11 protein-coding genes are annotated in these 13,959 nt (G+C 65.3%); 7 read left to right on the top strand and 4 right to left on the bottom strand.

Annotation, left to right across the window (positions count from 1 at the left end; translation table 11 throughout):
• Positions 1 to 30 precede the first annotated feature (30 nt).
• The gene (locus LJ362_RS12815) at positions 31 to 474 is read right to left on the bottom strand and encodes a DUF4190 domain-containing protein (protein WP_264799441.1); all 444 of its coding nucleotides are present in this window, start codon (positions 472 to 474) and stop codon (positions 31 to 33) included.
• A gap of 223 nt (positions 475 to 697) precedes the next feature.
• Complete coding sequence (locus LJ362_RS12820; RefSeq protein ID WP_264799443.1) at positions 698 to 1,381, bottom strand: DUF4190 domain-containing protein; 684 nt, start codon at positions 1,379 to 1,381, stop codon at positions 698 to 700.
• A 186-nt stretch (positions 1,382 to 1,567) separates the two neighbouring features.
• Here LJ362_RS12820 and LJ362_RS12825 point away from each other — a divergent pair, with 186 nt between their 5' ends.
• The 3 genes from LJ362_RS12825 (at position 1,568) to LJ362_RS12835 (ending at position 6,232) form a co-directional block, all read left to right on the top strand.
• Entirely contained in the window at positions 1,568 to 3,478 is a 1,911-nt protein-coding gene (locus LJ362_RS12825) for a dolichyl-phosphate-mannose--protein mannosyltransferase (protein WP_264799444.1), read from the top strand.
• 355 nt (positions 3,479 to 3,833) lie between these two features.
• A complete protein-coding gene (locus tag LJ362_RS12830) occupies positions 3,834 to 5,348 on the top strand; it encodes an acylneuraminate cytidylyltransferase (protein WP_264799445.1) in 1,515 nt (504 codons plus the stop codon).
• Positions 5,345 to 6,232: an N-acetylneuraminate synthase family protein gene (locus LJ362_RS12835; protein WP_264799446.1), complete on the top strand. Its 888-nt coding sequence runs from the start codon at positions 5,345 to 5,347 to the stop codon at positions 6,230 to 6,232. Before LJ362_RS12830 ends, LJ362_RS12835 begins: the two co-directional genes overlap by 4 nt.
• 138 nt (positions 6,233 to 6,370) lie before the next feature.
• Here LJ362_RS12835 and LJ362_RS12840 read toward each other — a convergent pair whose 3' ends face one another.
• A complete protein-coding gene (locus tag LJ362_RS12840; RefSeq protein WP_264799447.1) occupies positions 6,371 to 8,080 on the bottom strand; it encodes a polysaccharide pyruvyl transferase family protein in 1,710 nt (569 codons plus the stop codon).
• 143 nt (positions 8,081 to 8,223) lie between these two features.
• Here LJ362_RS12840 and LJ362_RS12845 point away from each other — a divergent pair, with 143 nt between their 5' ends.
• Genes LJ362_RS12845 through LJ362_RS12860 form a run of 4 tightly spaced genes read left to right on the top strand, consistent with a single transcriptional unit; the run spans position 8,224 to position 13,114 of the window.
• Complete coding sequence (locus LJ362_RS12845; protein ID WP_264799449.1) at positions 8,224 to 9,195, top strand: glycosyltransferase family 2 protein; 972 nt, start codon at positions 8,224 to 8,226, stop codon at positions 9,193 to 9,195.
• Entirely contained in the window at positions 9,195 to 10,649 is a 1,455-nt protein-coding gene (locus LJ362_RS12850; protein WP_264799450.1) for an alpha-2,8-polysialyltransferase family protein, read from the top strand. Before LJ362_RS12845 ends, LJ362_RS12850 begins: the two co-directional genes overlap by 1 nt.
• Positions 10,642 to 11,757 (top strand): alpha-2,8-polysialyltransferase family protein, encoded by a 1,116-nt coding sequence (locus LJ362_RS12855; protein WP_264799451.1) that lies wholly within the window; start codon positions 10,642 to 10,644, stop codon positions 11,755 to 11,757. The genes LJ362_RS12850 and LJ362_RS12855 overlap by 8 nt, the downstream gene beginning before the upstream one ends.
• Positions 11,758 to 11,788: 31 nt before the next feature.
• Complete coding sequence (locus LJ362_RS12860; RefSeq protein ID WP_264799453.1) at positions 11,789 to 13,114, top strand: DUF6716 putative glycosyltransferase; 1,326 nt, start codon at positions 11,789 to 11,791, stop codon at positions 13,112 to 13,114.
• A 329-nt stretch (positions 13,115 to 13,443) separates the two neighbouring features.
• On the opposite strand, the gene LJ362_RS12865 is transcribed toward LJ362_RS12860, so the two are convergent.
• Complete coding sequence (locus LJ362_RS12865; protein ID WP_264799454.1) at positions 13,444 to 13,956, bottom strand: GtrA family protein; 513 nt, start codon at positions 13,954 to 13,956, stop codon at positions 13,444 to 13,446.
• Positions 13,957 to 13,959 lie beyond the last annotated feature (3 nt).

A 13,959-nucleotide genomic window follows, 5' to 3' on the forward strand; every position in this document is an offset into this window, starting at 1 on the left:
CGGGGCGGGCTCCCCCGAAGGGTTGCGGCATCAGCTGACGGTTCCTCCTCCAGCGGTGATCGCCGCGCCGATCATGAGGGCGATGACGCCGAAGTAGATCAGCCAGAACGCGACCCAGAAGAGCACGCTCAGATAGCTCAACCACAGCCCGGCCACGGCCATTCCGTTGCCGCGTTCTCCGCGAGCTTTGATCTGCGAGCGGGCGATATGGCCGAAGATGATGCCGACGATGCCGAGGAAGAAGAACGATGAGATGAACGAAATGAGGCCGAGCACCAGTGCGACGATCGACGAGGAATTCGTCGGCGCCACCTGCTGGTAGACGACGACAGGTGCCCGGTTCCCGTACGTCATGGGAGCAGGGACCAGGGCCGGAGTGTGGACCGGCGCGGGGGCGTGGACCGCGACGGGGGCGTGGACCGAACCGTTCGATCCGGTGTAGGTGTTCCCGAGGGGCAGTACGCGAGTGTTCATGTCCGTTCCGTTCCGCTGGCTGTCGTTGATCGTCAGGGCTGTTCCAGGCCGTCCTCGACGGTCGTCCCGATGTCTGAGATCAACGCTACCCACCTGCGGCGAGCGCGGCGGCCGAATCGTGTTGCAGTCCTGCACCACAGGTTGCAGAATCCCCTCGTCGAGGCGGCCCGACCGTCCCGTATCCGCGTGACCTCGGTCGTCCGCCGAGGTCACCTGGGACAGCTCAGTAGCTGCTCATCATGCCCAGGAAGCCGATCCCGAGGATGCCGATCATAACGATCGCCATGATGAGCCCCAGGGCGATGGTCACGTAGCCGATGATGAGCCCGGCGATCGCCGGTCCGCGGCCTTCTTCGCCGGTGCGCTTGATCTGGCCGAGGCCGATGTGGCCGAAGATGACGGCGAGCACCGGTGCGATCCACAGGAACATCGCGATGATGCTGAAGATGATGCCGATGACCGGAATCATCGAGAGCAGACCGCAGACGAATCCGCCGCCGATTCCGGCGATGCCCATCCACATCGACCACACGGCCATCTTGTTGGGTGCGGGCCGGACGAAGACCGGCTGCGCGCCGTAGGTCATCGGCTGGCTGTACGCGCCCGGCTGGCCGTAGGCATCGTACGCGTTCGGCTGGCTGTAGGCACCTGACTGTCCGTACCCGTTCTGCTGACCGTAGGGGTCGGATTGCCCATAGGAGTTCTGCTGCCCATACGGCTGTCCCTGCGAGTGCTGTCCCGCACCGGAACCATACTGACCTGCGCCCGAACCATACTGGCCAGCACCCGATCCGTACTGACCGGACTGTCCCTGGCCGTACTGCGGCTGGGATCCGTAGTTGTTGTTGAACTGCTGCGAGCCGACCTGGGGCGGATCGCTCGGGCGGTAGTTGGGGTTGTTCGACACGTTGTGCACCATTCGCTCTGACTCCGTCTGTCTCTCACTACTCTAGTGATGCACGGTGGCGAATGCCCAAGAATCCCGCCCAAGGTGCCGAACCTCATGCCGCAGCGCCCCCTCCGACCAACGCGCAGCCCTTCCCTGCGGGTCGCATGAGAGCCCCGCCCGCCGAGATCTCTAAACTGGACTCCGATGACACACACCGCAGACTCCCCGGCCCCAACCAGGCGCATCGCCCGCGAGCGCCTGGCGAGGAAACGCGAAAAAGTGCGTGCCGGCGCCGCTGCGATGCGCCGCGAAACCTTCCACGCCGGCATGTGGGCCACCCGCGCACCGCTGTGGATGTGGCCGGCCCTGCTCGTCATCACCGGAATCGGTGCGGCCCTGCGACTCTTCCGCCTCGATTTCCCACACCGCCTGATCTTCGACGAGACCTACTACGTCAAGGACGGCTACTCGGTCTTCAACTTCGGCTACGAACGCTCCTGGCCCGAGAACGCCGACGATTCCTTCAACGCCGGTGACCCCAGCGTCATCGAACCCACCCCCGAATACGTCGTCCACCCGCCCCTGGGCAAATGGCTCATCGGGTGGGGCATCGGCCTCTTCGGCGCCGACGATTCGTTCGGCTGGCGCTTCACCGTGGCGATCATCGGCACCCTGACGATCTTCCTCCTCGGCGTCATCGCCTGGAAGCTCTTCCGCTCGGCGTTCTTCGCCTGCGTCGCCGCCGGCCTGCTCGCCATCGACGGCGAGCACTTCGTCCACTCCCGCACGAGCCTGCTCGACATCGTGCTCATGGCCTTCGTCCTCCTCGCCTTCTTCTTCATCCTCCTCGACCGCGAGCAGGTGACGAAGCGTCTGGCCGCTTGGACCCAGGGCACCGTGGAGATCGACAGCTCCGCTCCCTCCCGCACACTGCAGAATCCAGATCCCCTCCCCGAGGCGGCCGCTTCCTCCCCATCCGACCCCGATGAGGTCCCCCGAACCTTCCCGACCGAACTCAACGAGTCGATCACCTCCGCCGCCCCACTCCCCGAGGCGGCCCCGCCCACCGCGGAAGCCCGGCGTAGGCGTCGGACGAAGTCCAGGGACGTGATCAACTTCGGGCCCCGCCTCGGCGCGCGTCCCTGGATCTTCGCCGCGGGCATCAGCCTGGGCCTGGCTACGGGAGTGAAGTGGTCGGGTCTGTATGCGCTGGCGGCGTTCGGGATTCTGCTCGTTCTGTGGGATGTGCATTCGCGGTATCGGGCCGGGGTCGTGCATCCGTGGCTGGGCATGTTCATCCGCGACAGCATTCCCTCGTTCTTCAAGCTCGTGCCGATCGCGCTCGTGACCTATGTGGCGTGCTGGACCGGGTGGATCCGTTCGGATGACGCGTGGGACCGACAGTGGGCAGCGGAGAATTTCGGCTGGTGGCGTGCGCTGCCGGAGTGGTTGGACTGGCTGCCGTCGCTGGCGCACTACCACTACACGGCGTACTCGTTCCACGTCGGGCTGGACTCGGAGCATCCGTACATGTCGAACCCGTGGGGTTGGATCGTGCAGTGGCGGCCGACGTCGTTCTACTACGAGTCCTACGACCGGGGCGATATGGGATGCACGGTCGCGAAGTGCTCCTCGGCGATCACCTCGGTGGGCAACCCTGTGATCTGGGGCTTGGCCGCCTTGGCTGTGCTCGTCTGCCTCATCGTGTGGATCATCCGGCGGGACGTCCGACCAGCCGTCATCCTCGCCGGCCTGGCGGCGACCTGGCTGCCGTGGTTCGCCTACCAGGAACGGACGATCTTCACCTTCTACACCATCGTCATGGTGCCCTTCGTCGTGCTGGCCGTGACATACTGCCTGACGCTCGTCTGGGGTCGGGTGCCTGTTGGCGGGCAAGCGTCGTCGGGGCCGGAGGCCGTGCGGGCGTCGCCGGGGCCTGCGAGGAAGCAGCGTTTCGCTCGGATCTCGGCGGCACTGTTCGCCAGGCGACTGAGCGTCGGCCTGTTCCTCGTTGCAGCGATCCTCGCCTTCGCCTACTTCTGGCCCGTCTACACCGGTGAGGTCATCCCGTTCTCGGCCTGGAACAACCGCATGTGGAACGTCACCTGGCGCTGAGTCGCTGACGTTGGCGCGCACCCACGCGCTGCACTGGAACCGCCAAACCACGTCGCTGACGGCTTCGCGCTGCGCGTCATCGAGTTCTGTTCCAATCGTCATCGGGTTCTGTCCCGCCCCACATCGCATTCTGATCAGATACTCGTGTTCGAACCGGATCATCTGTCCAAAAGTCGATGAGACGTTTTCGCGCACCTGCACAGAAGTCGATGAGGCTCCCACCGGTTCTGCCCGCTCAGCTCCCACTGCCCGCGGCCCACCGGCGCATCGGTCACGGGTTCGCCATCGAAGGGTCGCCTCGGCGACATGGCGTGTTCACCTTGAGGTAACACCCCGTCGTTAGCGTCGAATCATTGTGAATGACCAATCGACGACCTACGAGCCCGACGCAACCGAGCTTCAGTCGGAAATGAAGCCGGATGCGCGCACCACCGTGGCCGCGAACCAGGCGGCAGAAAGCACCACCGCACCAACCAGCACCACCTCCCCCACTCCCCACCGCACCGTTGCGATCATCCCCGCGCGCGGAGGGTCCAAGGGCATCCCACTGAAGAACCTGCAGAAGGTCGCCGGAATCTCCCTGCTCGCCCGCGCCATCAACGCCGCCCAGGCCAGCCCCAGCATCGACCGTGTCATCGTCTCGACCGACCACGACGGAATCGCAGCCGAAGCCCTGCGCGCCGGCGCCGAGGTGGCCCACCGCCCCGCCGAGATCGCCGGTGACACCGCCACCAGCGAATCCGCGCTCATCCACACGCTGTCGACCCTCGACGAGGACTTCGACATCACCGTGTTCATGCAGTGCACCTCCCCCTTCATCGACTCCGCTTCGATCGAGAACGCGGTGCGCACGGTCCGTGCCGACGACGCCGATGTCGTCTTCTCCGCCGTCGAAGACCATTCCTTCCTGTGGCGCCTCGACGACGACACCCAGGCAGTGGCCGTCGGACACGAAGCCAGCTTCCGGCCGCGCCGCCAGGACCGCGCCAAGCACTTCAACGAAACCGGTGCGTTCTACGTCATGCGCACCTCCGGCCTCATCGAGCACGAGCACCGCTTCTTCGGCCGCATCGGCATCGAGGAAGTCCCGCCCGAGCACGCCCGTGAGATCGACGACATGTCCGACCTCACTCTCGTCCGCGCCATCGCAGCATCCCAGACCCAGGAAACCGCGCAGGTCATCGACGTCGACGCCCTCGTCACCGATTTCGACGGCGTCCACACCGACGACGGCGCCTACGTCGACGAGGACGGAAACGAACAGGTCCGCGTCCACCGCGGCGACGGCATGGGCATCTCCCGACTCGTGAAGTCCGGCGTGCCCGTGATGATCCTGTCGAAGGAACGCAACCCCGTCGTCACCCGCCGCGCGGAGAAGCTGCGCGTCGACGTCGCCCAGGGCATCGACAACAAGGCAAGCATCCTCGACGCGTGGATCACCGCCAACGACCTCGACCCGGCCCGCGTCGCCTACGTCGGCAACGACATCAACGACCTCGAGGCCTTCGACGTCGTCGGCTGGCCCATCGCCGTCGCCGACGCCCACCCGCGAGTCCTCGCCGCCGCCCGCGTCATCCTCGACCGGCCCGGCGGACGGGGTGCGGTGCGTGAGGTCTGCGACCTCATTCCCATCCCCGCCGAGGCGGCCGAACCCCTTCCGAATCCGACCCTGACCTCGCTGCGGTCGCCCACCGGACACCCATCGACCTTGGCAGGCCACCAGTCAGGACACCTGGCCGACCACCAGTCGGCGGCCATGTCCGGCCACGCGTCCGCCTTCCCCGACCAGCAACCGTCCGTCCCGCGGCACCAGCCGCAGTTCACCAACCGCGCGGAGATTTCGCGTGCCAACCGAAAGCAGGTTTCATGACTGATCAACTCGCCCCCGTGGCCATCGGAGAGCACCTCGTCGGCCCGAACCAGCCCGTGTACATGATCGGTGAGATCGGCATCAACCACAACGGCGACGTCGACATCGCCAAGCAGCTCATGGATGTCGCCGTCACCGCCGGTGCGCAGGCAGTGAAGTTCCAGAAGCGCAACCCCGAGGTGGCCGTTCCCGAACACCAGAAGTCGAAGATGCGCTCGACCCCGTGGGGCGAGATGACCTACATCGACTACAAGCACCGCGTCGAGTTCGGCATCGACGAATACACTGAGATCGACCGCTATGCCAAGGAAGTCGGACTGCAGTGGTTCGCCTCCCCATGGGACACCGACTCCGTCGACTTCCTCGAGAACCAATTCGATGCTCTGACCTACAAGGTGGCCTCGGCCTCGCTGACGGACTTCGAACTGCTGCGCGCGATCGCCGCCACCGGAAAGCCCGTCCTGTGCTCCTCGGGCATGTCCGATTGGGAGACCCTGGACACGGCCGTCGAGGTCTTCGACCGCGACAGGCTCGTGCTCATGCACGCCACCTCGACCTACCCGCTGCCGGCCGAAGAGGTCAACCTCAAGGCCATCCCGGCCATGCGCGAACGCTACGGAGTTCCCGTCGGCTACTCCGGGCACGAACTCGGCCTCGAGATCTCGTTCGCCGCAGCCGCACTGGGTGCCGTGACCATCGAACGTCACATCACCCTGGATTCCTCCATGTGGGGATCCGACCAGTCCGCCTCGATGGAACCGCGCGAGTTCGCCTCCCTCGTCAAGGGCGTCCGCGTCCTCGAAACCGCATTCGGCGACGGAGTCAAGCGCGTCATGCCGGGCGAGGAGTCGAAGATCGATTCCCTGCGCAAGGTCACTGCCTGACCCACAGCAGTCACCCGGTCCGGACCCGAACCTGAGCGTTGATTCGGCGCCATCACCTCACCGAGGTGGTGGCGCCGTTCCGCATTCCCTCACCGAGGCAGTTTCATCCGGATCCTTCGCCGAGGCGCCGTTTCGCTGTCAGCGGCGACGTTTGAGGCGGCGGACCCTCCACCAGATTCCGTGCCGAACCTTCTCGGCGAGCACGCGTGCTTCTTCACCGGCAGTGCGGTTGTGCACGGCCTCAAGCGCTCGATTGCTTCGCACCGTCTCGTCGGACAGTCGAGCGATCCGTGCGTCCAGCTCCGCAGTTTCGCTGCGCTGGCGTTCGGCCTCGGCCTGTGCATCGTCACGCTGGGTTTCGAGCGCCTTCATCTTCGTCTCTGCTCGCGCTTCGACCTCACCGATGGCTCGTTTGCGGTCCTGATGGGCCTTGGCGAGGTCCCGACCGGACCGAACCAGTGCGCGGGTCTGCTGGGCCGCGACCTCGTCGGATTCGGCGATGGCCGCCACATGGAACTCTTCGGCACGGATATCCTCTGCAGTGCGCAGGCGCTCGTCCCCTGTCCGGCGTTCGGTGCCGTCGGCTCTCCAAGACCCGTCATCGGTCGGAGGACTGGTCGAGCCGGCCCCTGCATGCGGCCGCGCCGAATCGCTGATACCCGTCCGAGTGCGCGACCGCACCGAGACTCCGACGCCGGCGAGATTCTCCGCAGTGATGTCGGCGAATCGTGCACGGGTCTCGGCCAGGTCGGCCTGTAGGTCAGCACCGCGCGCATACGCATCTTCAAGTGCCGCGACCATCCTGTCCGCCAGGGCGTCGGCCGCTTGGCTGCGGTCCCCGTCGGACTCCACAACGTCGGCGTCCACACTCATGCCTTCCTCACCGACGGGCACCACGAACTCCGGATGCCCGATGTCGGCGGCGAAATAGCCGAGCTTCGCATGCAGATCCACGGAGATCGGAATCGACCCGACCCCGAACGGAATCATCTGCGCATGCCCGCGCCCACCGAGCACATACGGCACGGACGAGAAGAACTCGACACCGGAGAAGAACCTGACGTCATGACCGTACAGTCGCACCTCTTCGCCTCCGGCCACCTCGGTGACAAGCCGACGCGAGACCTCCGCATCGTCCGGGTGGAACGGAGTGCTCAGCACCCTCCACCCCTTTCCCACGAGGATCCGAGCGGCACGCACGGTCGCCTCGTGGATGGTGTCGGCATCGAATCCTGCGGCGATCTGCCGGGGGTGGACGAGCATCTGAATGGCCACGGTCTTCTGCTTCGGGTCCGGTCGCCGGTCGGCCAGCGGTTCGTACAGGTGGTCAAGAATCGTCGTCGGGCAGGGCTGGTACGCGATGCGATCCGGTTGGCCCAGAAGCGCGCCGATCGTCGTCATGCTCCCGGTGTTTCGCAGCCCGAAGAACGCCGACTGATCGAGCACCTGCCCCACATGGGAGCGCATGAGGTCATCGAACTCGGGTTGTCCGGGGAACCTGTTGTCCCCGAGCGCGTAGACGATGAGGGGCACCTCGAGTGCGGCGAGCGCCTCGGGCGAGATCTTCCACTGCCACCCGGACAGGCGGTTCGGGTTCGTGTCCTGGAGGAACAGTCCTCCCCCGCCGATCACGACGGCATCGGCGGTGGCGTTGATCCGGGCCACAGCCGCCTCGTCGACTTCGCGCCGCAGCGCCGCCGCCGAGGCGAACGTGAAGTTCGGCTCCCCACCAATCGTGCCCGTACCGCCCAGGACCCGGAAGGCATCCCTGACGACCGGGAACAGGGCCTTGTCGCCGAAGTTGCCCCAGGTCGGGATGTCGAAATGGAAGAGTCGCAGGCTTCTCATCGGCCAAGACTAGAGGCGGCGGACGAACCCCAGATGAACGTCAGCGAACATTTCCGGACACCTGCGCGCAACTTTCTGTTCTCCTCCCACCCCTACGATCGATCGGACGCGTACAGCAACCGAGAAGACCGCGGAAGGACCACATGCCCAAACCAGTCGTCAGCGTCGTCATCGCGGCGAAGAACGCCGAGGAGACGATCGGCGGAAGCCTCAAGGGTCTGGTCAACCAGAATTTCGCCGCCAACGAACTCGAGGTCATCGTCGTCAACGACGGTTCGACCGATGACACGGCCGGGGTGATCGCCGACTATTCCGATCGGCTCAATCTCATCGAGATCCACAACGCCGAATCGCGCGGGGTCTCCACCGCCCGCAATGCGGCCCTCGAAGCCTCGACCGGTGCGAACATCACCTACCTCGATGCCGACGACTGGTACGCCCCGGGCCACCTGCGCTCGCTCACCGACGCCATCACCGGACTCGGCGTCGACTTCGTGAAGACGAACTACCTCATCGTCAACGGCTTCAACCGGAAGCTGCGCCGCGCACCATGCGCGAAGCACAACACGGCGCTCAACCCACGGGACCACATCCTGCCCCACGACGCCTCGACGATGGTCGACTTCCCGGAATGCTGGACGGGCATCTACTCCCGGTCCATGGCCGATCGCGGACTGCTCGAATTCAACCCTCTGCTGCGCACCTGTGAGGACCGCCCCTGGACGTGGCGCCACCATCTCGAGGCCGATTCCTTCGCCGTCGTCGACACGGCGGGTCTGTGCTACCGGAAGGGCAGCACCACCTCGTTGACGGCGATCTTCGACGAGCGCCAGCTCGACTTCATCCCCGCCTTCCGGTCGGTCTTCGCGATGCTCGAGGCGAACCCGGAGTTCCGCCGCTTCGAACAGAAGGCCGTGCGCAACTTCCTCTCCATCCTCTACTTCCAGATCTTCAACCGGGGATCGTCGATGTCGCGGACCGTGCGCGAACAACTCAACCTCGGCGCGGTCAACACCCTGAAGAACATCGACAACGACGTCATCGACCTCGCGCTGACGAACTACGGCGAACGCCGACTGCCCGTGATCGAACCGATCGTCAGGAGGGCCCGCTGATGACTCAGATCATCGAGATCTCCACCCAGTACCAGCTCGCGAACATCTCCGCTCTCATCCGCGCGGGCCGCCTCGGCGAGCCTAATCAGCGGCGGATCCTCGTCGTCGCGAACAATTCCTTCGCCCCCGAACTCACTCCGGCCGCCGATGCCATGCCCGGGTCGACCGGGCTGCTGGCCGACTTCGATGCGATTGTCGACTGGAACGCCACGATCTGGCCCAACCATCCGAAGGCCTTCGGCATCTCCGGTGAGCGCGCCCCGATCATGGAACGCGCCCTGCGCCGGGAGTGGGACCTCGCCGATCACGAGGAGCTCGAGCTCATCGTCGAGTCCCTGCCCAGTCATCCCGCCGGAGCGCTCACGCAGATCTTCGCCACCGCTGATATCAGCGTCCATTCCGATGGGCTGATGAGCTACGGACCGATCCGCAATCCGCTCACACTGCCGCAGTGGCAGCGGCTGAAGTCGATCTACTATACGGATCTGCTGCCCGGCATCACCCCACGTCAGCTGGCCGAACACAATCCGGAACGAGTGGTCCTGCCGACCGCCGATCTCGCCGGGGTCATCGACGAGATGACCGCCGAGGTGGCCGATGAGCTGGCCAGCGCGCATCTCGATGCCCCCATCGAGGGCAGTGCGCTCGTGCTCGGGCAATACCTCGCCCAGCTCGACCTCATCACGGCCGAGGAAGAGCTCGATCTGCACTTCCAGATGCTCGATCAGGTCAAAGCCGCGGGTCTGACCACGGTGATCTTCAAACCGCATCCCACCTCGGCGCGGACCACGACCGGACCGCTGCGCCGACGCAGCGAGGTACTCGGCCTCGACTTCGTCCTCGCCGATGTTCCCCTGCTAGCCGAGATCGTCGTCTCCGCCACCCGACCCGAGCTCGTCGTCTCCTGCTTCTCGACCGGGCTTGCGACCGCCAAGGGTCTCTACGGGTGTGCGACCGCTGCCGTCGGGACCACGAAGCTGCTGGCCGCGCTCGCTCCGTATCAGAACAGCAACCGCATCCCGCTGACCATCGTCGATGCCCTCCACTCGGGTCGGTATGTCCTACCGGGCGACCTCGCCGAGGCGGTGACGTCGTCCCGTGCGACTGTCGGGTCGGGTGGGGCGTCGCGTGGGACTGTCGGGTCGGGTGCGGCGCGGGACCTCAATCCACTCATCGACGCGGTCACGTACTGCATGCAGTCGGACTCCGCCTCGGACCTGCGGCAGAACGCGATCGATTTCCTTTCAGGAGCGGTCGGCGGTCCCGATATGAAGTACTTCAAGCGCAAACGCCTGACCAAGCTCGATCTGCCGGGACAGCAGGAGATCCCCCTGCACAGGAAGACCCTCAGCATCGCCAAGCAGCGGCTGGTCTCGAAGGCGAAGCGCACCCAACATGTGCTCAAGGACTACGGCATCACCGTCGATCCATCGAAGCTGAGAAAGAATGGCTGAATTGCTGATGGCTGAGAAGACCAAGGCGAACCCGAAGAAGGCCAAGAAGTCGGGTGACAAGGCCGTCAAGAACGAGGCGGCCAAGAGCGGCGGCGCGAAGAGCGGATCGGGGAAGAAGAGCACCCGAATGGCCTCGGTGGCCTTCGTCGAATCCCCGCTGCAGTTCCTCTCTGCACTCGAATCCCATGAGCCCACGGAGGATCTGCTCATTCGGGCTCGGGCGAGCGCGAAGGGGATGACATCCTTCCTCGACGCATTCGACCCGGCCTGGCTGCCGAAGAACGTCCGTCTCGAACGGGACGGGGCCAAACCGGGACTTCTGCGCAAGCACACCTTCGATCGGATCTACCTCGGCGATGCCTGTTCGGGTGAGGTCCACAAGGCATTGGCCCTGGCGTATCTCGAGCGGCGCATGCCCGAGGTCGTCATCCTCGACGACGGCCTGGCCACGTATTCGGCGATCGAGATCCTCACCGCCAAGCGCGGCCCGCTCGTCCGCCCCCGACAGAAGCTCAAGGCTTCGCGCACGGTCATGGCCGCGCACGTCGCCGACCGGCTTCGACACCTCGCCACCGTGGGCAAGCTGCGCTGGCACACGGCGCTGCCGGTGGCGAAACCGCTGCGCAAGGCGTTCCTCAAGTCCGGCGGCGAGATCACCCGCCACCAGTTCGAACACCTGCAGACTCTGCCCACCGGCGGCAGCCACCCGCGGGACAACCCGGTCATCGGTTCGTCCCTGGCCGCCGACGGACTCATCGACGCCTTCGCCTACCGGGCGTGGGTCGATGACATCATCGATACTCACGGATCGATCACCTATTACCCGCATCGGCGTGAGACCGAGGAGTTCCTCGCCGATCTCGCCCAGGACGAGCGCGTCAGGATCAAACATCTCGGCCTGCCCATCGAGCTGCGTCTGATCAACCTGCCGCCGGACTCTACGATCCGCAGCCTGCCGTCGACGGCGGCGGTGTCCCTGGCCGTGCTCAATCCGGACGTGACCATCGATGTCACCGAGATCCCCGCGAAGTGGTGGACCGGGGCCTCACCCGATAGTCTGCGAAAGTCCCTCAACGCCCAGTCGGTCAAGGCAGATGACGATTCCTGAACCAGGCGATCCCCACTACAGTGGGCCGATCATGCCGCCGCCTCTCTCCGTCGCGCCGCCACGGCCCTCACACCTGACCGAGCGCACCCGCGCGGACGGTCAGTCGTCGCAGTCGACCCACCCGGACGGGCCGGTGCTGCCGCCTCGGCGATCGGCTGGGCTGGCTCCTGTCCGCATCCTCTCGGTCTCCGACAGCGAGTCGTATCTCAAATGGGCGACGCAGCTGCTGAGCAGTCTGCCGGATGTCGAGGGGCGAGTGTTCCTCGTCGACAATCCGATTCTGCCGACCGATGAGCAGATCGCCAACGCCGTCGCCGGCACCGATTGGGAACACCGCGAGGTTCCCGTCATCGCGCGAGCCGACCTCGCGCAGGTCATCGCCGATCACTCCCCCGATATCGTCCTCGGCGCCGCCACCGGCCCGATCGTCGCCCAGGTCTTCCTCACCGCGCACACCCGCACCGACCGGCCGGCGTTGGTCTCGGGACTGCCCGGAATGGGTCTGCCGGCCAGCGGAAAGGGGATGAATTATCGCAGGCTGATGGACGCGTTCATCGCCCATTCCTCCGCCGAGGTGGCCGCCTACACCCAGGCGAGCGCACGATCGCAGGTGCCCTGCGAAGTTCTGTTGGCGCGCCTGCCGATGCTGCGTTCGGAAGGCATTCCGCAGCTGCAGAACTCTGGCCCGGAGGCGGTACCTGACACTCTCGTCTTCGCCCCGCAGGCGAAGGTTCCGGCCGAGCGAGTCGACCGTGAGGCGATCATTGCGGCCCTGGCCGAGTTCGCCGACAGGCACCCGGATTCGACGGCGGTCATCAAGATGCGGTCGCGTCCCGGTGAGTTCGAGACTCACCACGAACAGCATTCCTACTTCGAGATCCTGGACGACTTCCGCACCCGCCGAGTGCCTGGAGCGGAACGCATCGAGCTCGGGTATGGTCCCCTCAGCGACTTCCTCGCCGACGGCTCGGCCCTGGTCACTGTGTCCTCGACTGCGGCGCTCGAGTCCATCGATCGGGGCATTCCGACCCTGCTCATCTCGGATTTCGGCTTCAATGCCGAGCTGCTCAACGAGGTCTTCGAAGGCTCGGGCGCCACCGGCACATTGGCCGATGTCGCTGCCGGGTCCATCGGGTTCCCTGACCCGAAATGGCTGGCAGAGAACTACTTCCACGCGCAAGATGGACAGCTGCGCCGAGACCTCGGGCTGTTGGCCACCCGCGCACAGGCCGGTCAGCTGCCGAATCGTCGGTCCGCACTGTTCAAGCAGAAGCGGATGCTCATTCGAGCCGAACTGCGTACCGTCACACCGGCGCCCGTCGTCAGCGCCTATCGCAAGCTGCGCCGCACCCGCTGACAGCGCGAAAGCTCGGCCGCACCCGCTGGCAGACTCGCGCCCGCGCCGATGCAAAAGACTGATCTTCGAACCTAGGTCGTTATCGGATACGCCCGCTCAAACATAGGTCACTATCAGATACTTCTGGCGCCGGAGACTATCCGATGCTGACCTAGATTTTTGACCAGCGGCGAGCAGTTGCGGATCGGCGTCCTTAAGTGATCCAAATGGTCACAGAAAACTCAGGCGGACGTGACCATTCATCCCACCCAAGCGGAGGTCGAGGAGGCGGGCAAGCACCCAAGCCGCCGGAAGAGAGGCAAGCTAGCGGCGCGAGAGGCCGGTGACGCTCAATCCCGGTCGTCGGGGACTCGGCTCGTCTCCTCCATGGGAACGACCACCTCGGTGTCGGGGGCCTGGTCCTTGAACACCCAGGTGCGGTAGGCGTAGAAGCGGAAGATCATCGCCAGTCCGATGCCGATGACATTCGTCGAGATGTTGTAGGTGAGCTGGTCGCGCATATCGAGCAGGTACCACGTCACACCGAGGGGGATGACGGTGATGATCATGCCGGCGAGGTTGACCACGATGAACAGGACGATGCCGCGCATGTTCGAGTTCGTGGTCCGGTCGCCGTAGGTCCAGAGCTTGTTGCCCATCCACACGACGATCATCGACAGAATCGTCGAGATGATCTTCGACTTGATCGGGCTGCCCTCGAGGAGGGCTGGGATCGGACCGAACCCGTAGGCCAGAAGGTTCGACAGGCCGACGTCGACGATATAGCCGAGCCCGCCGACGGTGAGGAACTTGAAGGCTTCCACCGCCAGGCGCCGGAGACGGTCCGAGAATGACTCTTTCATAAC

This window comes from Brevibacterium sp. JSBI002 (genome assembly GCF_026013965.1).
GTDB lineage: Bacteria > Actinomycetota > Actinomycetes > Actinomycetales > Brevibacteriaceae > Brevibacterium.